The sequence below is a fragment of the Nonomuraea sp. NPDC049714 genome, assembly GCF_044465295.1.
Classification (GTDB): domain Bacteria; phylum Actinomycetota; class Actinomycetes; order Streptosporangiales; family Streptosporangiaceae; genus Nonomuraea.
The window spans coordinates 632097-656716 of sequence record NZ_JBITLM010000003.1; the positions used below are offsets into that span (position 1 = coordinate 632097).

The 24620-nt window shown below is 71.3% G+C and carries 22 protein-coding genes; 7 read left to right on the forward strand and 15 right to left on the reverse strand.

Going from position 1 to position 24620, the window contains the following annotated elements; all coding sequences use genetic code 11:
- The 3 genes from ACIBQX_RS16290 to ACIBQX_RS16300 form a co-directional block, all read right to left on the reverse strand.
- Positions 1 to 2004, reverse strand: a complete 2004-nt coding sequence (locus ACIBQX_RS16290; RefSeq protein ID WP_397005041.1) for a VanW family protein — start codon at positions 2002 to 2004, stop codon at positions 1 to 3.
- A 92-nt stretch (positions 2005 to 2096) separates the two neighbouring features.
- On the reverse strand, positions 2097 to 2777 hold the full coding sequence (locus ACIBQX_RS16295; RefSeq protein ID WP_397005043.1) for a response regulator: 681 nt from the start codon (positions 2775 to 2777) through the stop codon (positions 2097 to 2099).
- Entirely contained in the window at positions 2774 to 4351 is a 1578-nt protein-coding gene (locus tag ACIBQX_RS16300; RefSeq protein WP_397005045.1) for an ATP-binding protein, read from the reverse strand. The genes ACIBQX_RS16295 and ACIBQX_RS16300 overlap by 4 nt, the downstream gene beginning before the upstream one ends.
- A gap of 138 nt (positions 4352 to 4489) precedes the next feature.
- On the opposite strand from ACIBQX_RS16300, the gene ACIBQX_RS16305 reads away from it, so the two are divergent.
- Genes ACIBQX_RS16305 through ACIBQX_RS16315 form a run of 3 tightly spaced genes read left to right on the forward strand, consistent with a single transcriptional unit; the run spans position 4490 to position 7545 of the window.
- Complete coding sequence (locus ACIBQX_RS16305; RefSeq protein ID WP_397005047.1) at positions 4490 to 5458, forward strand: Bug family tripartite tricarboxylate transporter substrate binding protein; 969 nt, start codon at positions 4490 to 4492, stop codon at positions 5456 to 5458.
- Positions 5458 to 6021 (forward strand): tripartite tricarboxylate transporter TctB family protein, encoded by a 564-nt coding sequence (locus ACIBQX_RS16310; protein ID WP_397005049.1) that lies wholly within the window; start codon positions 5458 to 5460, stop codon positions 6019 to 6021. The genes ACIBQX_RS16305 and ACIBQX_RS16310 overlap by 1 nt, the downstream gene beginning before the upstream one ends.
- Complete coding sequence (locus ACIBQX_RS16315; RefSeq protein WP_397005051.1) at positions 6022 to 7545, forward strand: tripartite tricarboxylate transporter permease; 1524 nt, start codon at positions 6022 to 6024, stop codon at positions 7543 to 7545. It abuts the gene before it with no gap.
- A gap of 57 nt (positions 7546 to 7602) precedes the next feature.
- On the opposite strand, the gene ACIBQX_RS16320 is transcribed toward ACIBQX_RS16315, so the two are convergent.
- The 9 genes from ACIBQX_RS16320 to ACIBQX_RS16360 all read right to left on the reverse strand — a co-directional run bounded on the left by ACIBQX_RS16320 (position 7603) and on the right by ACIBQX_RS16360 (position 18540).
- Positions 7603 to 8916 carry an MFS transporter gene (locus ACIBQX_RS16320; RefSeq protein ID WP_397005053.1) on the reverse strand — a complete coding sequence of 438 codons (1314 nt, stop codon included), beginning with the start codon at positions 8914 to 8916 and terminating at the stop codon, positions 7603 to 7605.
- Between the two features lie 146 nt (positions 8917 to 9062).
- On the reverse strand, positions 9063 to 10550 hold the full coding sequence (gene gatB / locus ACIBQX_RS16325) for an Asp-tRNA(Asn)/Glu-tRNA(Gln) amidotransferase subunit GatB (protein WP_397005445.1): 1488 nt from the start codon (positions 10548 to 10550) through the stop codon (positions 9063 to 9065).
- A 2-nt stretch (positions 10551 to 10552) separates the two neighbouring features.
- Positions 10553 to 12043: an Asp-tRNA(Asn)/Glu-tRNA(Gln) amidotransferase subunit GatA gene (gene gatA, locus ACIBQX_RS16330; protein ID WP_397005055.1), complete on the reverse strand. Its 1491-nt coding sequence runs from the start codon at positions 12041 to 12043 to the stop codon at positions 10553 to 10555.
- Positions 12040 to 12339 (reverse strand): Asp-tRNA(Asn)/Glu-tRNA(Gln) amidotransferase subunit GatC, encoded by a 300-nt coding sequence (gene gatC / locus ACIBQX_RS16335; RefSeq protein ID WP_189136523.1) that lies wholly within the window; start codon positions 12337 to 12339, stop codon positions 12040 to 12042. The genes gatA and gatC overlap by 4 nt, the downstream gene beginning before the upstream one ends.
- Before the next feature lie 93 nt (positions 12340 to 12432).
- Positions 12433 to 12693 carry a hypothetical protein gene (locus ACIBQX_RS16340; RefSeq protein WP_397005057.1) on the reverse strand — a complete coding sequence of 87 codons (261 nt, stop codon included), beginning with the start codon at positions 12691 to 12693 and terminating at the stop codon, positions 12433 to 12435.
- Positions 12694 to 12720: 27 nt separating this feature from the next.
- Entirely contained in the window at positions 12721 to 12999 is a 279-nt protein-coding gene (locus ACIBQX_RS16345) for a hypothetical protein (RefSeq protein ID WP_397005059.1), read from the reverse strand.
- Positions 13000 to 13053: 54 nt separating this feature from the next.
- On the reverse strand, positions 13054 to 15132 hold the full coding sequence (locus tag ACIBQX_RS16350) for a putative bifunctional diguanylate cyclase/phosphodiesterase (RefSeq protein ID WP_397005061.1): 2079 nt from the start codon (positions 15130 to 15132) through the stop codon (positions 13054 to 13056).
- A gap of 195 nt (positions 15133 to 15327) precedes the next feature.
- Positions 15328 to 17523: an NAD-dependent DNA ligase LigA gene (gene ligA, locus ACIBQX_RS16355; RefSeq protein WP_397005063.1), complete on the reverse strand. Its 2196-nt coding sequence runs from the start codon at positions 17521 to 17523 to the stop codon at positions 15328 to 15330.
- A 36-nt stretch (positions 17524 to 17559) separates the two neighbouring features.
- On the reverse strand, positions 17560 to 18540 hold the full coding sequence (locus ACIBQX_RS16360) for a methionine synthase (RefSeq protein ID WP_397005065.1): 981 nt from the start codon (positions 18538 to 18540) through the stop codon (positions 17560 to 17562).
- Between the two features lie 24 nt (positions 18541 to 18564).
- On the opposite strand from ACIBQX_RS16360, the gene ACIBQX_RS16365 reads away from it, so the two are divergent.
- Positions 18565 to 19197: an MBL fold metallo-hydrolase gene (locus ACIBQX_RS16365; protein ID WP_397005067.1), complete on the forward strand. Its 633-nt coding sequence runs from the start codon at positions 18565 to 18567 to the stop codon at positions 19195 to 19197.
- Here ACIBQX_RS16365 and ACIBQX_RS16370 read toward each other — a convergent pair.
- Positions 19184 to 19432: a hypothetical protein gene (locus ACIBQX_RS16370; protein ID WP_397005069.1), complete on the reverse strand. Its 249-nt coding sequence runs from the start codon at positions 19430 to 19432 to the stop codon at positions 19184 to 19186. The two genes, ACIBQX_RS16365 and ACIBQX_RS16370, sit on opposite strands and share 14 nt — an antisense overlap.
- Positions 19433 to 19510: 78 nt before the next feature.
- On the opposite strand from ACIBQX_RS16370, the gene ACIBQX_RS16375 reads away from it, so the two are divergent.
- Positions 19511 to 20404 (forward strand): NmrA family NAD(P)-binding protein, encoded by an 894-nt coding sequence (locus ACIBQX_RS16375; RefSeq protein WP_397005071.1) that lies wholly within the window; start codon positions 19511 to 19513, stop codon positions 20402 to 20404.
- Positions 20405 to 20449: 45 nt separating this feature from the next.
- Here the strand turns inward: ACIBQX_RS16375 and mnmA are convergent, their stop codons facing one another.
- Entirely contained in the window at positions 20450 to 21508 is a 1059-nt protein-coding gene (gene mnmA, locus ACIBQX_RS16380; protein WP_397005073.1) for a tRNA 2-thiouridine(34) synthase MnmA, read from the reverse strand.
- Between the two features lie 143 nt (positions 21509 to 21651).
- Between mnmA and ACIBQX_RS16385 the strand changes: the two genes are divergently transcribed.
- Positions 21652 to 22704, forward strand: a complete 1053-nt coding sequence (locus tag ACIBQX_RS16385; protein WP_397005075.1) for a DUF695 domain-containing protein — start codon at positions 21652 to 21654, stop codon at positions 22702 to 22704.
- A 27-nt stretch (positions 22705 to 22731) separates the two neighbouring features.
- Here ACIBQX_RS16385 and ACIBQX_RS16390 read toward each other — a convergent pair whose 3' ends face one another.
- Entirely contained in the window at positions 22732 to 23895 is a 1164-nt protein-coding gene (locus ACIBQX_RS16390) for a cysteine desulfurase family protein (RefSeq protein ID WP_397005077.1), read from the reverse strand.
- A 53-nt stretch (positions 23896 to 23948) separates the two neighbouring features.
- On the opposite strand from ACIBQX_RS16390, the gene ACIBQX_RS16395 reads away from it, so the two are divergent.
- Positions 23949 to 24461, forward strand: a complete 513-nt coding sequence (locus ACIBQX_RS16395) for a TetR/AcrR family transcriptional regulator (protein ID WP_397005079.1) — start codon at positions 23949 to 23951, stop codon at positions 24459 to 24461.
- The last annotated feature ends 159 nt before the right edge of the window (positions 24462 to 24620 follow it).

Here is a 24620-nt window from a genome sequence, read left to right on the forward strand (position 1 = left end):
TCAGCCCGCGGCGGCGGTGCAGGTCACCTGCGCCTGCGGCCGGTACTTCGTGGTCACCTTCGGGTCCCGCTTGAGCTCGTCGTCGCCCTTGAAGAACACCCGGGTGACGTCGATCGTGAAGCCCTGCTGGCCGACGACCGACCGGCAGTCGGCGGCGTCGCTGGTCTCGGTGCGGAACGGGGTGAAGTCCCGCTTCTCCGACTCCACGGCCTCGACCTTGTCGTAGCGCTTGGTGCTCCACAGCGCGACCGTGACGGTCGTGGCGGTGGACGCGGCCTTGATCAGCACTCCGTGCTCGGAGTCGTTGCGCCACTTCAGGTCCAGGTCCGGGTAGAGCAGCGAGGCGTCGCGGCCCGCCGGGTAGCGCGCGGAGTGGTAGTCCATCGGCGTGCGCTCGACGTCCTCGAACCCGCCGAAGAAGGCCGCGTTGTAGAGGGTGGTGGCGAGCTGCGAGGCGCCGCCGCCCGTGACGGTGAGGACCCTGCCGCCGACGGTCTGCGGGGCCTGCACGTAGCCGCCCTCGATGGTGGGCTCCCCCACCACGTCGTTGAGCGAGAACGTCTCGCCGGGCTTCACGAGCTTCCCGTCGATGTCGGCCGCCATCTGCCGGATGTTGGTCACCCGAGGCAGACAGCACTCGAAGGTCGAGGTGAACGAGGCCACGTTCTCCTTGATGCCGAGCCCGGTCACCTGGTCGGTGGTGACCAAGGGGGGTGCGGCGGAGAGCCTGACGGGGATGACGCGCTCGCCGCCGCCGCGCACCAGCTTGGCGACGTCGCGGGCGAGCAGCTTGGCGTTGACGCCTCTGCCCTGGCGCGAGGGCACCAGCACGAGCTTGCCGTTCACGACGTCGTACGTGGCGTCGCGCGGCACCTGGGCCGCGTCCACCAGGCTGCTCTCCACCCCGGTGAGCGCTTTCTCGGCGTCGAACTGCGGGATCAGGGCGCCCTCGCCGTCGGTGGCGAAGGTGAGGTTGGCCGCGATCGTCTCCGGGGTGAGCTGCGCCTGCCTGTCGCCGAGCGTGAGCGTGATCGGCGCCGCCACGGCCCTCTTGGCCTGCGCCTCGGCCTTGGTGATGGCCTCGGGGGTGGTCGTCGGCTGGGCGGGTTCGAGCGAGAGCACGGCGGTGCCGCTGCCGCGCAGGAACGCATCGCTGATCACGACGACCGCTTTCGCCCGGTCGAGGAGCTCGCCGTCGCGTGGCGGGGTGGCGACCGGGCGCAGGCCCTTGAACGCCACGCGCCCGTCGTGCGGGGGCTTGTCGACGGTCTCGGCCAGGGCGTCCACCGTCCTGGCGAGCTGGGAGGCGTCGACGGTCACCCTGGGCTCGATCTCGGTCGTGCCGGTCAGCGCCCGCCACACCTCGACGGGGGTGGGGAAGCCGCTGGGAGCCTCGCCGATCGTGGTCACCACGTCGAGCTGGAGGCCGGCCTCGTCGGGCTGGATGGTGTCCTTGCGCGCGCCGATGTCGACCACGACGGGCTTGTTGAGCTTGGCGGCGAGCTCGGTGCGGAGCTTCTCGGCCGCCTGGGTCACGGTCAGGCCGCCGATGTCGACGCCGCCGACGCGGGTGCCGCGCAGGACCGAGCCCGACATGAGCACCGCGGGCACCAGGTAGGCCATGGCGAGGACGATTATCAGGAGCACGGCGACGCCCGGCAGCAGGCGACGGCGGCGGGGCGGATCCGGGTCGATCAGGGCGGGGCCGGGCCGGTCCCCGCCGAACGCGGGAGCCTGGGCGGAACCCGGCTCCTGCGGATGTCCGTTCACCGGCCAGGGCTGCGACGGCGGCGCGGCCGGGGGCAGCGCGCCACCGTTCGGCGCGGCCGGGGCGGCGCCGGCGGGACGGCGGGTCTCCTGCTGCTGGCCCTGCGGGCCGAAGATGTCGCGGGACACGCCTGGTGGCAGGCCCTCGATCTTGGGCTTCTTGGACGTGCCACGACTGGGCAGGGGCACCGAACTGAACGGGTCGGTCGGTGATTCGATCGGTCCGGCGTTACGCACGCCTCAATCTCCTCCCGCTCCGCAGCCAAGTCTCAGGCAACAGTAAGGCACGCAGGTCCACATATGTCACGGGAAAAGACTACGGAAGTGTGTCAGCCTAGCCATCGATATCGGTGTTCTGGGCGCCCGGCCGAGCCGTAGCGCGGGCGTAGCTCGGCCCTGCCGTCGGCGCAGAGGTGCTCCAGATAGCGCCGGGCGCTGACCCGCGACAGGCCCGCGAGCTGGGCCGTCTCGGCTGCTGACAGGTCGCGGCCCGCCTCGCGCAGCGTCTGGGCGACCAGCGCGCACGTCGCCGCCGACAACCCCTTGGGCAGCGGCGAGGTGGTCGTCGGCGTGCCGAAGAGCCGGTCCACATCGTCCTGGCGGGCCTCGGGCCCGATGGCGGTGAACGTCCGGCGGGTCCGGGCGTACTGCTGCAGCCGCTCCGTCAGGGCGGCGGCGGTGAAGGGCTTGATGAGATAGTTGACCGCGCCGCCGCGCATCGCCTCCCTGACCGTGGGCACGTCGCGGGCCGCGCTGATCATCAGCACGTCCACGCCGGTCAGCGCCTTGAGCACGTCCAGTCCCGACATGTCGGGCAGGTAGATGTCGAGCAGCACCAGGTCGGGCCGGTGCTCGGTCACCGCCTCGATCGCGCCGGCCCCGTGATGCGCGGTGGCGACGACCTGGAAACCGGGCACCCGCGAGACGTAGCCGCCGTGGATGCGGGCCACCATGAAGTCGTCGTCCACGACGAGCACTCGGATGCCGTTCACGCCGCTCTGACCGTTCACACCGTCACCTCCGCCGCCGGCAGCAGGGCCGTGAAGACGGCGCCGCCCGAGTTGCGGACCTTCACCCAGCCGCCCCTGCGCAGGCACGCCTGCCTCGTCAGCGCCAGGCCGAGGCCGCGGGTGCCGGAGCGCGCGGCCTTGGTCGTGAAGCCCTCCCTGAAGACCTCCTCGACCAGCTCGGGCGTGATCCCCGGCCCGGAGTCGCCGACCCGGACCCGCAACCCCTGCTCGTCGGCCACGACCGACACCTCGATGGTGCCGCCCCTGCCGTCGAGCGCGTCGATCGCGTTGGCCACCAGGTTGCCGACGACCAGGACGGCGTCCTGCGGGTCGCCGAGCACGCCCTCGGGCACGGCGGAGTCCTCGGCCAGCACCAGCCGGGCGCCACGTTCGGCCGCCTCGGCCGACTTGGCCAGCAGCAGGGCGGCGAGCGTGGGGTCGCGTACCCGTTCGTGCAGGTCGCTGGCGTAGGTGCCGCGGGTGGTGCTGGTGATGAAGTTGATCGCCGCCTCATGCTCGCCCATCTCCAGCAGCCCGACGACCGTGTGCATGCGGTTGGCGAACTCGTGCGCCTGGGCTCGCAACGCCCCGGTGGCGCTGCTGGTGTCGTCCAGCTCGCGCGCCAGGCGTACCAGCTCGGTGCGGTCGCGCAGGGTGATCACCCAGCCTCGGTGCTGGCCGCGTACGGAGACCGGCGTGCGGTTGAGCACCAGCACCCGGTCGCGGTGCAGCACGATCCGGTCCTCACCCGGATCGGCGCCACCGAGCACGTCGCGCATCCGGTCGGAGACCGCCATCTGCGTCAGGTCGTCGCCGACGTCGCCCAGCAGCTCGCGGGCGGCGTCGTTGACCAGCGTCACCCTGCCGTCGAGGTCGAGCGCCAGCACCCCCTCCTTGACGCCGTGCAGCACGCCCTCGCGCTGCTCCAGCAGCGCGGCGATGTCGCGCGGCTCCAGCCCGAACGTCTGCCTGCGCACCCGTGCGGTGATCAGCGCGGCGGCGGCCAGCCCGGCGATGAGCACGGCAGGCGCGGTCCACAGCAGCGGCGGCAGCGCGCCGGCGACCGCGTCGACGACCGTGGTCTCCAGGACGCCGACCGAGACCAGGCCGATGACGGTGCCGTACTCGTCGAGGACCGGGGTCTTGCCCCTGACCGTGATGCCGATCGTGCCCTTCTCGGTGCCGACCCAGCTCCTGCCGGTGGTCAGCACGTAGGTGCCGTCGGTGGACAGCCGTTTGCGGATCAGCGAGGCGTTGGGATGGGCGTAGCGGATCTGGTCGTCGTTGGCGATCACCACGTAGTCGGCGCCGGTGGTCTGCTGGACGCTGAGGGCGAGAGGCTGCAGCACCGCCTCGGGCCGCTGCAGCTCGAACGCCTCGCGCACCTCCGGCAGGCCCGCCACGGACTGCGCGATCGCCAGGGCGCGCTGCTGGTAGAGGGAGTCGAGCTGGGCGCGAGTGTGCTGGGCCCACACGCCGGCCGTGCTGCCGACGGCGAGCAGCACGATCGCCATCTGGAGCACGAACAACTGGGTGCCCAGGGAGGGGTCACGTACCCGTCTCACGGGACACATGGAAACACTCCCAGGTCACGGGGGGATTGCGACCAATACGACCACTACGACGGCTACCCACAAAGACTCGACCGTGGGGGTAGGGGGACATCACCATCCAGTTCTCATCATGTGAAACCCCCCACCCTTGGAGTGATCATGCGTCTGCGCATACTCGCCGCACTCGCGGCGCTCTCCGCCACCGTGCTCACCGGCTGCGGCGACACCGGCTCCGGCGGCGGCACCAGCGCGCTGCGGATCATGGCGCCCGCCGCTCCCGGCGGCGGCTGGGACCAGACCTCCCGCGTGGCCGAGCAGGCGATCAAGGCCGCCGCTCCCGACCGCCAGGTCGAGGTCTTCAACGTGCCCGGCGCCGGTGGCACGATCGGGCTGGCCCAGCTCGCCGGCGAGAAGGGCAACGGCAACCTGCTGATGACCATGGGCCTGGTCATGGTCGGCGCGATCGAGCAGAACAAGTCGAAGGTCACGCTGGCCGAGACGACGCCGATCGCCAAACTGACCGAGGAGTACGAGATCATCGTGGTCCCGGCCGACTCGCCGCTGAAGTCGCTGGCGGACCTGACCGCCGCCTGGAAGGCGGACCCGGCCAAGGTCTCCGTCGCGGGCGGCTCGGCGGGCGGCACCGACCACATCGTGGCCGGCCTGATGGCCAAGGCCGCGGGCGTGGACCCGAAGCAGGTCAACTACATCGCGCACTCCGGCGGCGGTGAGGCGCTCAACGCGCTGCTCGGCAACAACGTCACCATCGGCATCTCGGGCGTCGGCGAGTTCGCCGAGCATGTCAAGTCCGGCAAGCTGCGCGCGCTCGGGGTCACCTCCGCCGAGCGGCTGCCCGACCTGGACGCGCCCACGCTGAAGGAGGGCGGCATGGACGTGGAGCTGGCCAACTGGCGCGGCTTCGTGGCCCCGGCCGGCCTCAGCGACGCCGACCACAAGGCGCTGGTCGACCTGGTGACCAAGATGCACGACTCGCAGCCGTGGAAGGACGCGGTGGCCAAGAACGGCTGGATCGACTCCTTCATGGCCGGTCAGGAGTTCGCCGGCTACCTGAAGTCCGAGGAGACCCGGGTCAAGGCCATCATCGCCGAGATGGGGCTCGTCTCCTGATGCCGGCACCGGACGAGGTCGCACCGGACGGGGCCGCGCCGGACGGGATCGCGCCGGACGAGGTCCAGCCGGACGGGAAGCGGCGGTGGTGGCGTCCCGAGCTCGGCCTGGCGCTGGTCGTGCTGGGCCTGGGCGCCTTCGTCATGCTCGGCACGCTGGACGTGTCCACGGCGGCCTCCCAGCTCGGGCTGGGCCCCCGGTTCTTCCCGATGCTGGTGGGCGGCTCCATGATCGTCGTGGGCCTGTTCTACGTGGCCGACGTGCTGCGCGGCGGGCGGGGCGATCCTGAGGAGAGCGAGGACGTGGACGTCGACGCGCCCTCCGACTGGCGCAGCGTGGGCCTGGTGAGCGGCGTCTTCCTGGCCTTCGTCGCCGTACTGGACGTGCTCGGCTGGATCATCGCGGCGAGCCTGCTGTTCTTCGGGGTGGCTGCGGTGCTCGGCGCCGAGCACAAACTGCGCGCGGCGGGGATCGCGGTGGTCCTGGGCGTCTCGACGTACCTGCTGTTCGTCAAGGGGCTGGGCGTCACGCTGCCCGGCGGGCTGCTGCAGGGGGTGATCTAGGTGGAGTCGCTGCAACTGCTGCTCGACGGGTTCGCCTCGGCGCTCACCCCGGTCAACCTGCTGTACGCGCTCGTCGGCGTCACACTCGGCACCCTGGTCGGCGTCCTGCCCGGCATCGGGCCGGCGATGACCGTGGCGCTGCTGCTGCCGATCACCTTCACCGTGCCGCCGGCCAGCGCGTTCATCATGTTCGCGGGCATCTACTACGGCGGTATGTACGGCGGCTCGACCACATCCATCCTGCTCAACACGCCCGGCGAGTCGTCCTCGATGATCACCGCGCTGGAGGGCAACAAGATGGCCCGGCGCGGGCGGGCCGCGCAGGCGCTGGCCACGGCGGCCATCGGCTCGTTCGTGGCGGGCACGCTCGCCACCGCGCTGCTGGTGTTCGCCGCGCCGGCCGTGGTGAGCTTCGCCATCTCGTTCGGGCCGGAGGACTACTTCGCACTGGCGATCCTGGCGTTCACCGCGGTGTCGTCGGTGCTGTCGCGCTCGGTGGTGCGCGGCCTGGCCTCGCTCGGGCTGGGCCTGATGATCGGGCTGGTGGGCATCGACCAGCAGACCGGGCAGGCCCGGCTCACGCTCGGCATCGACCAGCTGCTCGACGGCATCGACGTGGTGATCGTCGCGGTGGGGTTGTTCGCGGTGGGCGAGGCGCTGTACGTGGCCTCCCGGCTGCGCCACGCGCCGCCCGAGGTGGTGCCCGTGGGCCGGGCCTGGATGGGCCGCGCCGACTGGGGCCGCTCGTGGCGGCCGTGGCTGCGCGGCACCGCGCTGGGCTTCCCGTTCGGCGCGCTGCCCGGCGGCGGCGCGGAGATCCCCACGTTCCTGTCGTACGCCGCCGAGAAGCGCCTCGCGCGCGGCGTGGCCCGCGAGGAGTACGGCAGGGGCGCCATCGAGGGCGTGGCGGGGCCCGAGGCGGCCAACAACGCCTCGGCCGCGGGCACCCTCGTCCCCCTGCTCACCCTGGGCCTGCCGACGTCGGCGACGGCCGCGATCATGCTCGCCGCCTTCCAGCAGTACGGCCTGCAGCCGGGACCGCAGCTCTTCGACCACAACCCGGCCCTGGTGTGGGGCATGATCGCGTCGCTGTTCATCGGCAACACGATGCTGCTCGTACTGAATCTGCCCCTTGCCCCGGTGTGGGCGAAACTGCTGCGCATCCCCCGGCCTTACCTGTACGCCGGGATCGTGATGTTCGCGGCGCTGGGCGTCTACGCGCTCAACGCCAGCGCGGTGGACCTGGTGGTGCTGTACCTGCTCGGCCTGCTCGGGTTCGCGATGCGCCGGTTCGGGCTGCCGGTCGCGCCGGCGGTGATCGGGATGATCCTGGGGCCGATGGCGGAGATCCAGCTCCGGCGCGCCCTGGCCATCGGGGCGGGCGACGTCGGCGTACTGGTGCGCAGCCCGATCGCGGTGACCCTGCTGGTGCTGTCGGCGCTGGCGCTGCTGACGCCGCTGTTCAGGAAGGCGCTGACCCGGCGGACCGGCGGGCCGTCGCTGCCCGTCTCCCGGGAGGACTGACCCCGAGGGGGCGGCCTCCGCCCCCTCGGGACCGTTCACGCACCCTCTCGCGACCGTTCACGCGCCCTTGAGAGCCGGTACGGCCACCCTGACGGCGCGCGGCGCGATCGCCAGCCCGGCCAGGGCCATGACCAGTGCGGCCGCGAAGACCGCCCAGTAGCCGGAGCCCACGGCGGTGAACAGCGCGCTGGTGACGGCCACGGCCACCACCGAGAACACCGACTCCCCCACCTGCAGCGCCGAGCTGTTGGCCCCCTCCTCGCCGGGCTCGGACAGCTCCAGGGTGAGCACCGACAGCGTCGGATAGATCAGCCCCATGCCGAACCCGGCCACGATCCACGACGGATAGGCCAGCGCGACGGGCACCGCCGCGAACGTCACGACCCCCATCAGCAGGACGCCCGTCGCCAGCATGGCCGCGCCCAGCCGCAGGTTCGTGATCTGGCTGAACACCTCACGCCCCTGCAACCACGAGGCGAAGGACCAGGTCACCGCGCCTCCGGTGAGCGCGATCCCGGCCCACAGCGGCGACAGGCCGCGCCCGTTGATGAGCATGAGCGGGATGATCACCTCGGCGGCGAAGAGCGCCCCGGTGGCCAGGCCGCGCAGGACCACGACCGCCGGCAGCCCCCGGGCGGCCCTGAGCGTCCCGGCGGGCAACAGCCTGGGCAGCGCCACGGCCAGGATCACCAGGCCGATGACCAGCAGGACGACCTGCCCGTTGCTGCCGTACTGCATGAGACCCGCGGCGACGGCGGTGACGGCCGCCCACCCGAGCATCGCCCCGAAGCCGGGGGCGGACGTGCCCTGCCCGCCCCGGACGGGCTGGCCCGCGAGCCCGCGCAGCAGCAGCAGGCCGCCCACCACCGTCAGGAACGGCACCAGCAGGAACACCCAGCGCCAGTCCAGCACGTCGACGATGGCGCCGACGATCCCGGGGCCCACCATCGACGGCACCACCCAGGCGGTCGCGAACAACGAGAAGATCTTCGGGTGCAGTTCCTCGGGGTAGACCCGGGCCACCACCACGTACAACGCCACGTTCACCAGCGCCCCGCCGAACCCCTGCACCAGCCGGCCGGCGATCAGCACCTCCATGGACGGCGCGGTCCCGGCCAGGGTCAGCCCGGCGACGAAAGCGGCCACACCCGTCCACAACGGGGCGAGCGGCCCGCGCAGATCGGCCCACCGGCCGCCCAGCACGGTCCCCACCACCCCGGCCGCCATCGCCCCACTGAACGCCAGCCCGTACAGCTCGATCCCGCCGAGGTCGTCCGCCACCACCGGCATGGCGATCGCGACCGCGACGTACTCGAAGGCCACCAGCGACACCATCGCCACCAGACCTGCCGTCAATGCTTTCCGTGTCATGCCTGCGACGCTAGGACACGGCCCCGGCGCGGCGCCTCCCGCCCTGGTCCTAGGTCCATGCACGAGAATAGACCTAGGACCATCACCGGCAGGTGCCGCGAAAAGGCCCCGTCACCAGCGTGCCGGGGCCCCTGCGTGCGTCGTCGTTACTCCGAGACGCCCAGCTTCTCCAGGATCAGCGCGCGCGCCCGAGCGGCGTCGGCCTTGCCCCGGCTGGCCTTCATCACGCCACCCACCAGCGCACCGGCTGCGGCGATCTTGCCGGAGCGGACCTTGTCGGCGGCGTCGGCGTTGGCCGCGAGCACCTCGTCGATGATCGACGACAGCGCGCCGTCGTCACTCACGATCTTCAGGCCGCGCTTCTCCACCACCTCGTCCGGCGAGCCCTCGCCGGCCAGCACGCCCTCCAGCACCTCGCGGGCCAGCTTGTCGTTCAGCGAGCCGGAAGCCACCAGCACGGTGACCCGGGCGATCTGCTCCGGCGTGATCGGCAGGTCGGCCAGCGCGACGCCGCTCTCGTTGGAGCGGCGGGCCAGCTCGCCCATCCACCACTTACGCGCGTCCGCGGCCGGCGCGCCCGCCGTGACCGTGGCCTCCACCAGGTCGATCGCGTCGGCGTTGTGCATGGCCTGCATGTCCAGGTCGGACAGCCCCCACTCGGCCTTCAGCCGCTGACGCTTGGCCGACGGCAGCTCCGGCAGCGCCGCCTTCAGCTCCGCCACCCAGGCCGGGTCCGGCGCGATCGGCACCAGGTCGGGCTCGGGGAAGTAACGGTAGTCCTGCGCCTCCTCCTTGGACCGGCCCGACGTGGTGGTGCCGGTGTCCTCGTGGAAGTGCCTGGTCTCCTGCACGATCCGGCCGCCGGCGGCCAGGACCCCCGCCTGCCGCTCGATCTCACTGCGCACCGACCGCTCGACGCTGCGCAGCGAGTTGACGTTCTTGGTCTCGGTACGGGTGCCCCACTCGGAGGCGCCGCGCGGCATGAGCGAGACGTTCACGTCGCAGCGCAGCGAGCCCTCCTCCATGCGCACGTCGGAGACGCCCAGCGAGCGCATCACCTCACGCAGCTCGGTGACGTACGCCTTGGCCACCTCGGGCGCCAGCCGGTCGGTCCCCGGGATCGGCTTGGTGACGATCTCCACCAGCGGGATGCCCGCACGGTTGTAGTCGACGATGGAGTAGTCGGCGCCGTGGATGCGGCCGGTCGCGCCGCCCATGTGGGTGGACTTGCCGGTGTCCTCCTCCAGGTGCACCCGCTCGATCTCGATCCGCACCGGCTTGCCGTCGACCTCGATGTCGAGGTAGCCGTCGAAGCAGAGCGGCTCGTCGTACTGCGAGATCTGGTAGTTCTTCGGCATGTCCGGATAGAAGTAGTTCTTCCGGGCGAAGCGACACCACTCGGCGATGGAGCAGTTGAGCGCCAGGCCGATGCGGATCGTCGACTCGATCGCCATGGCGTTGGCCGTGGGCAGCGCCCCCGGCAGCGCCAGGCAGGTCGGGCAGACGTGCGTGTTGGGCGGCGCGCCGAAGACCGCCTCGCAACCGCAGAACATCTTCGACCGGGTGCCCAGCTCGACGTGCGTCTCCAGCCCAAGCACCGGCTCGAAACGATCGAGCGCTTCGTCATAGACCATGGTCACAGTGACGGTGCCTCCTTCAGCAACGGGCCGCCCCAGCGGCTCTCCAGGGCCTTCTCCACGGCGGCGCCGACGCGGTAGCAGCGGTCGTCACCCAGGACCGGGGCCATGATCTGCAGACCGACCGGCAGGCCGTCCTCGTCCGCCAGGCCGCACGGCACCGAGATGGCCGCGTTGCCCGTCAGGTTGGACGGGATGGTGTAGAGGTCGGCGAGGTACATCGCTATCGGGTCGTCCGCGCGCTCGCCGATCGGGAACGCCGTGGTCGGCGTCGTGGGCGAGACCAGCACGTCCACCTGGTGGAAGGCGGCCTCGAACTCCCGCGAGATGACCGTACGGACCTTCTGGGCCTGGCCGTAGTAGGCGTCGTAGTAGCCGCTCGACAGGGCGTACGTGCCCAGCATGATGCGCCGCTTGACCTCGGGGCCGAAACCGGCCGCCCTGGTCAGCGCCATGACCTCCTCGGCGCTGCGGGTGCCGTCGTCGCCGACGCGCAGGCCGTAGCGCATGGCGTCGAAGCGCGCCAGGTTGGACGAGCACTCCGACGGCGCGATGAGGTAGTAGGCCGGCAGGGCGGTCTCGAACGACGGGCAGGAGACCTCGACGACCTTCGCGCCGAGCGACTCCAGCAGCTGGACGGCCTCGTTGAAGCGGGCCAGCACGCCCGGCTGGGCACCCTCTCCGGCGAACTCCTTGATGACGCCGATCCGCATGCCGGACACGTCGGCGTTTCTGGCCGCCTCGACGACCGACGGCACCGGGGCGTCGATCGAGGTGGAGTCCATCGGGTCGTAGCCGGAGAACGTCTCCTGCAGCATCGCGGCGTCCAGCACGTTACGGGCGAACGGGCCCGGCGTGTCGAGCGAGCTGGCGAAGGCGATCAGGCCGTAACGGGACGAGCCGCCGTAGGTCGGCTTCATGCCCACGATGCCGGTCACGGCGGCGGGCTGGCGGATGGAGCCGCCCGTGTCGGTGCCGGTCGACAGCGGCGCCTCGTAGGCGGCGACGGCGGCGCTCGACCCGCCCGACGACCCGCCGGGAACCTTGGTCAGGTCCCACGGGTTGTGCGTGAGCTGGTAGGCGGAGTTCTCTGTGGAGGAGCCCATGGCGAACTCGTCCAGGTTGGTCTTGCCCAGGATGACCAGCCCGGCCTCGCGCAACCGGCGTGTCACGGTCGCGTCGTACGGCGGATGCCAGCCCTGAAGAATCTTGGACGCGGCGGTGGTCGGCATGTCGCGGGTCGCGAAGATGTCCTTGTGCGCGATCGGCACCCCGGCCAGCGGGCCGAGCTTCTCGCCCGCCCGGATCCTGGCGTCGACGGCCCGCGCCTGCTCCAGGGTGGTCTCCCTGTCAACATGCAGGAAGGCCTTCACCTTGGGCTCGACCTCGGCCATCCGGTCGAGATGCGCCCCGGCCACCTCGGCGGCGCTCACCTCACCAGCGGCGATCATCGCGCCCAGCTCGGCGGCGGTCTTGCGAATCAGGCTCATGCCTCCTCCCCGAGGATGCGCGGCACCCGGAAGCGGTCGTCCTCGACGGCGGGAGCGCCCGACAGGGCCTGCTCGGGCGTCAGGGACGGTCGCACCTCGTCGGGACGGAAAACATTGGTCAGCGGAAGAGCGTGCGACGATGGCGGCACGTCCTCGGCGGCGACCTCTGCCACCTTCGCGACCGACTCGATGATGGCATCGAGTTGCGTGGCGTAGTGGTCGAGCTCGTCGTCGGTGAGCGCCAGCCTGGACAACCGGGCCAGATGCGCGACCTCGTCGCGGGTTATGGCGGACATGAGTCGTTGAACCCGTTTCGTGGATGGAGTTTGGACACTCACATCCTAGGGGCCTTGACGGAACGCCCCCGAACCCTTAACCAGCTGGAAACATCACCCGTAGAGCTCACCGAGCCCGATGGCCCGCACATCCCCCTCCGAGCCGAGTTCTCCGTCGAAGCCCACCCCGCTGTAGCAGGCCAGGACCGTGTCACGCACGTCGTACTTCTTGGCGGCCAGCAACTCCCGTCCCCGCCTGAGGCGAGCGCTGTGACCGGGGCCCATCCCCGCGCCCACCTCCCCGGGCAGCTCCCCGAAGACATCCTCCATCCGGGCGAACGCACGGCAGATCTCCTCGAAGTGCGGGCCGAGCACCTGACCGCTGAACCGGGCGCGGGCGTCCTACCAGACCGCGGCCGCCCTGCCGCTCTCCAGCAGTCCCCAGCGCGGCCGCATCACCACCTGATGGAAGTTGATCAGCGGTTCGCACACACGGTAGACCGAGCGCGAGGGGTGGAACACGTCGGGTTCGCGACGCAGCAGGCAGCTGTCCTCCAAGACGTTGAGGTGATGGCCGATGTCCGTGGCCTTACGCCCGACGTAGGAGGCGATCCCGCCCCGTGTGGAGTTGCCGGTCGCCACCGCCGCCAGCACGGAGTGGTAGAGGGCGGAGTCTCGCACGTCCGCTTCCTCTTCGAGGAGGTATCGGGCTTCACGGAACAGCGGTATGTCGCGTCAGGCCGTCGTGACCTCTGGGCGAAGGGCGTAGGCGGCCTCCGGGCCGGTCGTGTGCCGCTCGCGGAGCCAGGCCGTGGCTTCGGTGGCGGGCATCGGATGGCAGAAGAGCCAGCCCTGGCCCAGGTCGCAGCCCATTTCGGCGAGGCGGACGGCCACCGCGTCCGACTCGACGCCCTCGGCGACCGAGCGCAGGCCGAGCGAGCGGACCAGGTCCACGATGGAGCGGACGATCCGGTCGTCGTCCTCGGACTCGGCGATCCGGCGGACGAACGAGGCGTCGATCTTCACCTCCGACACCGCCAGGCGCTGGAGCCTGATCAGCGAGGAGTAGCCGGTGCCGAAGTCGTCGAGCGCCAGCGGGACGCCCAGGGCCGCCAGGGCCTTGATGGTGTCGTGGGTGTAGGCCTGCTGGCCGGTCAGGATGCGCTCGGTGACCTCCAGCTGGATCGCCGCCGGCGGCAGCTGGAGGCGGGCCAGGCCGGCTTCGAGCTGCTCGGCCAGCGCCGAGTCGAGCAGGTCACGGGCGGAGATGTTGACCGAGATCTGCACCGGCAGGCCGGTGTTCCACCAGCGGGCGGCCTGCTCCAGCGCCTCGTTGATGACGTACTCGGTGAGCTGGCGCATCAGGTAGGACTGCTCGGCCAGCGGGATGAACTCCGACGGCGCGATCGACCCGTGCACCGGGTGCCGCCAGCGCAGCAGCGCCTCGACGCCGTGCACCGTGCTGTGGGCGCCGTCGGCCAGGCTCACCTTGGGCTGGTAGTGCAGCTTGAGCTCGTGGTTGTCGAGGCCGCGGCGCAGGTCTCCCAGGAGGTTGAGCCGTTCGGGCGAGTTGCGGTCCTTGTCCGCCTGGTAGAGCTCCACGCCTGTACGGCCCTCCTTCGCCAGGTACATGGCCACGTCGGCGCGCTGGAGCAGCATCTCGAAGTCGGGCGCGTGGTCCGGGTAGAGGGCGATGCCGACGGAGCCGTCCAGGTCGAACGTCATGCCTTCGAGCCGCACCGGCTCGGTGAGCGCGGCACGCAGCCTGGCCGCCACCTCGCGTGCGGCGTGGGCGTCCCTGATCGAGGGCAGCAGCACGGCGAACTCGTCGCCGCCCAGCCGAGCCACGACGTCGCCGGGCCGTACGGAGTGGGTGAGCCGGTGCGCGACCATCTGCAGCAGCCGGTCGCCGACCGGGTGGCCCATCGTGTCGTTGACCTCCTTGAACCGGTCGAGGTCCAGCAGGAAGAGGCCGACCCGTTCGTCCTGGCGGGCCTCGGCGAGCGCCTCCTCGGTGCTCACGATGAGCAGTTTGCGGTTCGGCAGGCCGGTCAGCTCGTCATGCAGCGCCTGGTGGTCACGGCGCATCGACAGCGTGGCGGTGAAGTAGACGGCGGCGAGCGGCGCCACGAACAGCGGCACGATCCCCGGTGAGTGCGCCATCACGACGACGACCGGGGGCGCCAGCCCGAGCAGCGCGGCGTACACCAGGCTCTGCGGCCCCACCGTCGCCCGCAGCACGCGCACGATGGACCTGCGCTCGTGCAGCGCGACGGCGCCGCACACGAGCATGGCCCGGGTGGCGAAGTAGGCGACCCCGGCCAGGCCGATCGCCGGCAGGTCCGCACCTGACGGTACCCAGGGCGCCACGGCGCTGGGCATGATCCCGAAAGCGCCGAGCACCACGGCGGCGGCCGTGAGGGCGAGCGTCGACTGGGCGACGTTGAACATCACCCGGTGCCAGGCCTTGCGGGTGGCCACCCCGTTGACGGCGATGGCCACGGCCTGCAGGAGCACGGCGACGGGCAACCCGTAGTGGAGCAGGACGGCGAAGGTGAACATGGCCGACGGATAGGTGCCGCCCACCGCGGCGGCCGAGGACACCATGACGGGCCGCAGCTCCCCCAGGATGACCAGCGCCGTCACCACCCAGAACAGCGCCGTGCGGCCCAGCTCCACGAGCCCGGTCGTGTCCAGCCTCAGCAGGGCGACGACCAGCGCGGTGAAGCCGATCACGATGACACCCGCGAGGAACGCCCACAGGGGCGTGCCGACGCGTGGTCCTGTGTCGCGGGTGTCGGTTGGGTCAGTCATCGGTAACAGAACCCCCATTAGGTCACTATGGGAGGGTACGACCTTAACCCCACTTCGCGAAACCAAGCGCGTACGTTGCGTCACGTCGCTTTCCGGATATACCCACCCTCTGTAGCTCTTAGGTGAACGCTACGTGTGCGCGAGACCTTCCCGGGTTCCGGAATCGGTTGTGTACGGCGCCGCCTGCTTGACAGCTCACTCCTCCGGGGTGACCGCCAACTCCGCCGCGGCCTCCGGTCCCCGGTCGAGCAGCACCCGCAAGCCCTCCTCGTCCAGGATCGGGATCTTCAGGCTGACCGCCTTGTCGTACTTGGACCCGGCGTCCGCTCCCGCGATGAGGAACGACGTCTTCTTCGACACCGAGCCTGTCACCTTGCCGCCCCGGCTGGTGAGGGCGGCGGACGCCTGGTCGCGGGTGTGCTGGGACAGCGTGCCCGTCACCACGAAGGTGAGCCCCTCCAGTGTCTTGGCGACCTGCTCGGCGCCGACCGGCTGCTCGTCCCGCATGCGGACGCCCGCCTGTTGCCAGCGGGTGACGATCTCGCGGTGCCAGTCGGCCTCGAACCACTGCTTGATCGTGGCCGCCACGCGCGGGCCGATCCCCTCGACGGCGGCCAGCTCCTCCTCCGAGGCGTTCATGACGGCCTCGATCGAGCCCATCGCGGCGGCCAGATCGCGGGCGGTGGGCGGGCCGACGTGGCGGATCGACAGGGCCACCAGGATCTGCGCCAGCGGCCGCTTCTTGGCCAGCTCCAGCTGCTCGATGAGCCGGTAGGCGCTCTGGCTCGGCTTGCCGTCGGCGTTGGAGAAGAGCGAGACGACCTTCTCCTTGCCCGTCTTGGGGTCGAGCTTGGGCAGGCCGGAGTCCTGGTCGCGGACGACGGACCGAATGGGGACGAGCCGCTCCAGGGTGAGGTCGAACAGGTCGGCCTCGGTGCGCACCACCGGCTCCTGCGGCGGCAGCGGCTGGCTGAGCGCGGTGGCCGCCACGTAGCCGAGGCCCCTGATGTCGAGGGCGTCGCGATGCGCGGCGAAGAACAGCCGCTCACGGATCTGCGCCGGGCAGCCGCGCGCGTTGGGGCAGCGCAGGTCGGCGTCGCCCTCCCGCTCGTAGGCCAGGGTGGTGCCGCATTCGGGGCAGGTGTCCGGCATCACGAACTCGCGTTCGCTGCCGTCGCGCAGGTCCGTGACCGGGGCGATGATCTCGGGGATGACGTCGCCCGCCTTGCGCAGCACCACCGTGTCACCGATGCGCACGCCCTTCTTGACCACGACCGAGGCGTTGTGCAGCGTGGCCCGCACGACCGTCGAGCCGGCCACCACGACCGGCGACATCACCCCGAAGGGCGTCACCCGCCCGGTGCGGCCGACGCCGACCTGGATGTCGAGCAGCTTGGTGTTGACCTCCTGCGGCGGATACTTGTAGGCGATCGCCCAGCGCGGCGCCCGCGAGGTGGAGCCCAGCTCACGCTGCTCACGGAACCGGTCGACCTTGACCACCACACCGTCGATCTCGTAGGCCGGGTCGTGCCGGTGACGGCGGTAGTGCTCGATGTAGTCGTTGATCTCGTCGAGACCGCCGACCACCCGGTAGAGGTCGCTGACCGGCAGGCCGAACTCCCGCAGCCGGTCGTACACCTGCGACTGCGCCTGCGGCTCGGCCGCGCCCTCCCAGACGCCGACGCCGTGCACCAGCATGCGCAGCGGCCGCCGCGCGGTGACGCGCGGATCCTTCTGCCGCAGCGTGCCCGCGGCAGAGTTACGCGGGTTGGCGAAGGGCGGTTTGCCCTGCTCGACGAGCTCCTCGTTGAGCTTGTTGAAGCCCTCGACCGGGATGTAGACCTCGCCGCGCACCTCCACCAGGCTCGGCACGTCATCGCCCGTGAGCCGGTGCGGGATGCCCTTGATGGTGCGGACGTTGGCCGTGACGTCGTCGCCGACGCGCCCGTCGCCGCGGGTGGCGCCGCGCTCCAGCCTGCCGTCGCGGTAGACCAGCGCGATGGCCAGCCCGTCGATCTTGAGCTCGCACAGGTAGGGGCCCGGGTCGTGCTCGGCCAGCCGCTCCGCCCTGGCCAGCCAGGCCGTCATCCCCTCGGCGTCGAAGACGTTGTCCAGGCTCTCCAACCTGGCCAGGTGCTCGACCTTGGCGAAGTCGCCCGAGGCGGGCGCGCCGACCTTCTGCGTCGGCGAGTCGGGCGTCTGGAGGGGCGGATAGGCCTGCTCCAGCGCCAGCAGCTCGTTGAACCACGCGTCGAACTCGGCGTCGCTGACCGTCGGCCGATCCTCGACGTAGTAGCGATAGCGCGCGTCCTCGACCAGCTCGCTCAGCTCGGCGTGCCGCTGCGACGCGGTGCCGGGGACGCCCCCGGCGTCGGTCCCCTGTTCGCTCACGAAGACTCTCCTTCCCCTTGCGGAAAACGCTATCGCTCAGGTGTGCTCGGGATCCTCCCGGAGTACCTTGGCGGCCTTGCGGCACGCCGCGAGCGCCGCTCTGGCGTAACCGGGTGTGGCCCCGGCCAGCCCGCAGGCCGGAGTGAGCACGACCTGCCCGCCCAGCCGCTCGGGCGCGAACCCGAGCCGCCGCCACAGCTCCAGCGCCGGTTTGGCCACCACCCCCGCGTCCGGCGGCCGCGTACCGGTCCCCGGCAGCACACCGAGGAACAGGCCGACCCCCGCCTCGACCAGGTCTCCGATGGTCTCGTCATCCCGGCGCCGCAGCAGGGACGCGTCCACGGAGATCCCGCGTACACCCGCTCTCTGGAGCAGTCTGAACGGCACCGAAGGCGCGCAGCAGTGGACCACCGGTGCGTCGAAGCGGCGCAGCGACTCCTCCACCCGCCACCCCTCCACGGCGGGCAGCCGCCCGAACCCGGAGGCCGTCGGCACGGTCCCCGTCAGCACCCCCGGCAGGCCCGGCTCGTCGAGCTGGAGCACGATCTCGGTGACGCCGGGCAGCCGCCGCCGCACCTCGGCGCAGTGATCGGCCACCCCCTGCGCCAGCGACCCGATCAGGTCGCGCACCGCCCCAGGGTCCGACAGCATCTTGTCGCCGTGGCGCAGCTCGATCGACGCCGCCAGCGTCCACGGCCCGCACGCCTGCAGCTTCAGCGGCCCCGCGTAGTCGTGCCCGATCTCCTCCAGGGCGTCGAGATCACGCCGGAGATGGTCGACCGCCCGCTGATGGTCACGCCCCGGCCGCCCCGCCATCCGCCACCCGGAGGGCTGCACCTCCACCGGCAACTCGACCAGCAGCGCCGCGGTCCGGCCCACCATGTCCGCCCCGACTCCCCGGGCAGGCAGCTCCGGCAGATAGGGCAGCCCGGGCACCTCCCCGAACACCACCCGCATCGCCTCGAAATGATCTACGCCCGGATGCGATCCGACCCCGGTGGCTTCCCACGTCAACATGGGCACCAGCGTAGGCTGTCTGAGATGGAGCTCACCAAATACGGCCACGCCTGCGTACGCCTGGAGAAGAACGGCCGCGCTCTGGTCGTCGACCCGGGGGTCTTCACCGCCGACCCGGTGCTCGACGGCGCCGACGCCGTCCTGATCACTCATGAGCACGGCGACCACTTCGACATCGACCGCCTTGCCGCCGCCTCCCCCGGCCTGGAGGTGTTCACCTGCGAGGGCGTCGCCGCGCAGCTCGCCGACCTGCCCGTCAGGGTCGAGGTGGTGGAGTTCGAGGACTCATTCCAGGCCGCCGGTTTCTCGATCAAGGTGTTCGGCGAATGGCACGCCAAGAACCACCCTGACGTCCCCATCGTGCAGAACATCGGCTTTCTGGTGGACGACCAGCTCTTCTACCCCGGCGACGCCCTGACGGTCCCCGACGTCGAGGTCGACACCCTGCTTCTCCCCACCAACGCGCCCTGGCTCAAGCTCATGGAGATGGTCGACTACGTGCGCGCCGTCCGGCCCGGCCGGGCCTTCTCCACCCACGACGGCCTGCTCAACGACTACGGCCTCTCGCTGGTGGACAACTATCTGCGGCTGGAGTCGCAGAAGCAGGGGGCCGAGATGCGCAGACTCGCCATCGGCGAGTCCGTCACACTCGGCTGACCACCGGCCCCCGCCCGGGCGCCTGCGGGAGGTCCTGCCGGGTGGGACGGGGTTCTCCTCCAGAACGGTCCGCGCCGTCCCAGCATGCGGCGGCCATCACCTCGTCGAGCAGGCTCAGCGACGCCTGACGCTCCTCGATCTCGGCGACCAGGCGTGTCCGCACCGTCTCCAGCTCACCGGTCAGCTCGCCGGACAGCACCACCCCTTCGGCGTCGCGGCACGCGGCGGGCAGCACCAGCGCTTGACCTTCACGCCGACGTGAGGCTTTACGTTTCCTCCAGGTCAACCCATCCAGACCAACGCGGGAGGAAACATGTCACCGGCCACCGTTCTGGTCATCGGGGCCACCGGGGCGATCGGCTCCGCGCTCGTCGACACGCTCCTTCCCGATCACCGGGAGGGGCGCCTGCGCCTGGCCGCCGCCACCCGCCGCCCGGATGCCGCGGCCCGGGTGCGGGACCATGGGGTCGAGGTACGCCATCTCGATCTGGACGAGGCCGAGACCGCCGGGCTACAGGCGGTACGGCCTGCGTTCGCGGGCGTCGATCGGGTGTTCCTGCTCACCGGATACGACGTGAGGATGCTGGCGCAGGCCAAGGCGGCCGTGGACGCGGCCAAGGCCGAGGGTGTCGGTCATGTGGTCCATGTCGGGGTGTCCGCCGCCGAGGACACCACCATCGTCCACTTCGCCTGGCACCAACTCGTCGAGGCGTACATCGAACGTTCGGGGCTCGGCCACACGCACCTGCGCCCCGCCTCCTTCATGCAGAACCTGCGGTTGAGCGTCGGGACGCCCGGCGTGCTCACGCACTTCGTCGGCGAAGCGCGGCCGAACTGGGTGGACGTCGCCGACATCGCCGAGGTCGCGGCCACTGTGCTGCGCGATCCAGGACCGCACGACGGGCGGGCCTACGACCTGGCCGCCGAGGCCGCGTCGCTGAGCGAGATCGCCGAACTGCTGGGCGACGTGCTCCGGCGGCCGTGGCGATACGAGTCGGCAGAACCACAGGTGTTCTACGACACCATGGTCCGGGCCGGCGCCGACCCCGTCTACATGGCGTGTGTCCGAAACGTCTTCGAACGAACGCGGAACGGCTCCCTGATCGAGCCGGACGGCGTCTTCGGCACCATCGAGGCGGTGACGGGCCGTCCGGCGACGTCCTTGCGGGAATTCCTGGAGCGGAACCGCGAGGTGTTCTCCGGCTGACCCAGGCCGGACAGCGACCCGCGAGTCGCCCTCGGAAAAAAGGTCCTAGGCGGCGGAGTCGATCGTCGCCGAGCCGATCACGGTGGAGCCGGAGTAGAGGACCGCCGCCTGTCCTGCCGCGACCCCGGTCGCCGGGCGGTCGAGGTCGATGACCAGGGCGCCGTCCCGCTCCTCGAAACGGCATCCGTACACCTCGCCGTGCGCGCGGAGCTGCACGGTCACGTCGCGCTGGGCCGACGGGCCGTTCCACAGGGGGCGTACGCAGGTGATCGAGGTGACCTCGAGCGCCGCGCGCGGGCCCACGGTGACCGTGTTGGACACCGGCTCGATCGACAGCACGTAGCGTGGCCTGCCGTCGGGGGCGGGGCGGTCGATGTGCAGGCCCTTGCGCTGGCCGACGGTGTAGCCGTGGGCTCCCTGGTGGCTGCCGACCACGTCGCCGCGCTCGTCCACGATGGGGCCCTCCGCCGAGCCGAGCCGCTTGGCCAGGAACCCCCGCGTGTCGCCGTCGGCGATGAAGCAGATGTCGTGACTGTCGGGCTTGTCGGCGACGGTCAGGCCGCGCCTGGCGGCCTCCTCGCGCACCTCGGCCTTGGTGGAGTCGCCGAGGGGGAAGATCGCGTGGCTGAGCTGCTCGCGGGTGAGCACGCCCAGCACGTAGGACTGGTCCTTGCCCGGGTCGACGCTCCTGGACAGCACGCCGTCGATCACCTTGGCGTGGTGCCCGGTGGCGACCGCGTCGAAGCCGAGGGCCAGCGCCCGGTCGAGCACCGCCTCGAACTTGATCTTCTCGTTGCACCGCAGGCAGGGATTGGGCGTGCGGCCGGCGGCGTACTCGGCGACGAAGTCCTCGACCACGTCGCGCTGGAAACGCTCGGCCATGTCCCAGATGTAGAACGGGATGCCGATCACGTCGGCGGCCCGCCGGGCGTCGCGTGAGTCCTCGACCGTGCAACAGCCCCTGGCGCCCGTACGGTGGGATTGAGGATTGGCCGACAGGGCGAGATGCACACCGGTGACGTCGTGCCCGGCCTCGGCGATCCGAGCGGCGGCCACGGCCGAGTCGACGCCGCCCGACATGGCGGCAAGCACACGCAGTTTCATGACCGTTCCACCCTACTGTCCACCTGGCAGTGCCGAGCGCCCGCCGGCCCCGCAAGCCACCTTGCGGGGCCGAGCGCCAGGTCCATCGTGCGCCGAGCGCGTAAGGAGGCACGAGTGGGGGCGGCGTCTGGGAGGATTCTGGCATGCGACTGTTCGGGCGCAAGGACGATGATGAGGAGCCGGCCGGGGCCGACGATGCCATCGCCGGATTCTGGGCGTGGTGGGACGACGCCAGGCCGCAGCTGGACGCGATGGTGGCGGCCGGGGAGTCGGAGCGCCTGCCCGACCTGCTCGGGCCGGCGGTGAGCGCGGTGCATGAGGGGCTGGTCTGGGAGGTGGCCCCGGGCCGGAACGCGGCGCACGCGCTGGTGGTGACCGCCGCGGGCGACGCCGAGCTGAGACCGCGCGCGCACCGGTGGGCCAGGGCCGCGCCGCCGGCCGACCTGCTGTGGGAGTTCCACCCCTCACGCCCGGCCCATCCGCAGGCCGCGGAGCTCTCGCTGGATGTGGAGGGCTTCTCCTTCGGGCTGGACAAGCTGGCGCTGGGGTTGCGGGTGCCCCGGGGGGCGCCGCGGGTCGACGTGACGGCCTACCATCCGATCTTCGGCGAGCTCGGCGAGGACGCCCGGATGGACGCCACGCTGCTCGCCCTCGACTGGCTGCTCGGCGAGGACGACGTGGCTCGCTGGGTGGGCGAGATCTCGCCGGCCACGTTCCAGCCGATCGACTCGGTGCCCGCCGTTCACCTGCCGGCGATCGTCGCCGACCTGGCCTCCGAGTTCGGCCAGGAGCAGTGGGCGCAGTTGGAAGGGCAGACGGCCGGCGGCGCGGCGCTGGCCGCCACGGCCCGCTATCCGCTGCGGCCGGTCGACTATCCGCTGTTCGACCAGCACATCGCCATCACCCTGCCCTACAAGCACCGCGACGATAACGGCCTGCCCACCGGCGACTCCCTCACAGCCCTGCGGGACTTCGAGGAACGACTGACCGCCCGGCTGCTCAAACCACGGGGTGACGCGGTGCTGGTCGCGCAGCTGAGCGCGGAGCGCCACCGGGTCATCCACGTCTACGCCGACCCGTCCGGCGACGGCGCCGGCCACGCAAAGGAGCTGACCGCCGACTGGCGAGAGGGCAAAGCCCGGGTGGACGTGTCCACCGACCCGGCGTGGAGCGCCGTAGCAGCGTTCCTCAGCTGAGCGGTTAGGAGCGCGGTGGCGGGTTCCTCAGCTGAGTCCTGCCCTGCGGGCGCGCTCCACGACTGCGGGGAGGACTTCGATCAGGCGGTCGACGTCGTCGTGGGTCGAGGTGTGGCCGAGGGTGAAGCGGAGGGAGCCGCGGGCGGCGGCGGCCTCGGCGCCCATCGCCAGCAGCACGTGTGACGGCTGGGCGACGCCGGCCGAGCAGGCCGAGCCGGTGCTGCACTCGATGCCGCGGGCGTCGAGCAGCATGAGCAGGGCGTCGCCCTCGCAGCCGGGGAAGGAGAAGTGCGCGTTGCCCGGCAGCCGGTCGACGGGGTCGCCGTTGAGCACCACGTCGGGCACGGCCCGCCGCACCCGGTCGATGAGCTCGTCGCGCAGGGCGGTGAGGTGGCGGTGCTGGGCCTGCTGCTCCTTGACGGCGGTGCGGACGGCGGCGGCGAGGCCGGCGATGGCGGGGGCGTCGAGGGTGCCGGAGCGCACGTCGCGCTCCTGGCCGCCGCCGTGCTGCACGGAGACGGGGGTCACGCCCTTGGCCAGCAGCAGCGCGCCGGCGCCCATCGGCCCGCCGATCTTGTGGCCGGTCAGGGTGAGGGCGTCGGCGCCGGACTCCGCGAACGACACCGGGAGCTGGCCGATGGCCTGGACGGCGTCGGTGTGGAAGGGGATGCCGTGGTCACCGGCGACGGCCGCGAGTGCGTGGACGGGCTGGACGGTGCCGACCTCGTTGTTGGCCCACATGATGCTGATCATGGCGACGTCGCCGGGGTCGCGGGCGATGGCGGCGCGCAGCGTGTCGGGATGCACCCGGCCGTGCTCGTCGACCTTGAGGAGCTCCACCTGGGCGCCCTGGCTGTCGGCCAGCCACGCGGCCGGATCGAGGGCGGCGTGGTGCTCGACGGAGCTGATCAGCACGCGTTTCCGGGGTCTGCGCGCCCAGAACAGGCCCTTGATGGCGAGGTTGTCGGCCTCGGTGCCGCCCGAGGTGAACACGACCTCGCTGGGTCTGGCACCGAGCGCGCCGGCGATGGCCTCGCGCGACTCCTCCACCACTTTGCGCACCTCCCGCCCGGCGGCGTGCAGGGAGGAGGCGTTACCGACCCGGCCGAGTTGCTCCGTCATGGCCTCGATCGCCTCGGGAAGCATGGGCGTGGTCGCCGCGTGATCAAGATAGGCCGACGGTCTGCTCACCCGGCTAGGGTATCTCGTTTGCAGGTGTACCGTCCGGACGGTACAGTAGTGGCATGAGAAGGGACGAGCTGCTGGACGCCGCGGAGGATCTCCTCTGCGACCAGGGCTCGGCCGCACTCACCCTATCCGCGGTCGCCGACCGGGCGGGCGTGAGCAAGGGCGGCCTCCTTTACCACTTCGGGACGAAGGAAGCCCTCATCAAGGCCATGGTCGAGCGTCTGATCGACGACTTCGACGATCTCATGGCCGCCCAGCACGACGACACCTACACCGAGCGTTACATCGGGGCCACGCTGGCCGCGGTGCGCTCGGGCAGGCTTCGACGATGGGCCGTGGTGACCGGCGCCTCGGGCAACCTGTTTCTCCTCGCGCCGCTACGCGAGGCGATGACCCGCTGGCATCGCGAGGGACTGAGCGAGGAGCCCGACCGGCTGGCGTCGCAGATCGCGCGGCTGGCGTGTGAGGGGCTGTGGGACGTGGCGAGCCACGACCCGGAGCTCAACACCGAGAAGGACCTGCAGGCCCTGGAGGCCAGGCTGCGGGCGCTGGTCGAACCGCCTACCTGATCCGGCATGCCTGATCCGGGCGACCTGATCCAGCAAGCCTGATCCGGCCGACCGCCTGCGCCTTACGACGCGCCGCCCGTGCCGACGCCGACCCGTGCCGAACGGGAACACGATCGCACGACTCCGTGTTCGTACGGCTCGCGCCGGAAGAAGCACGAC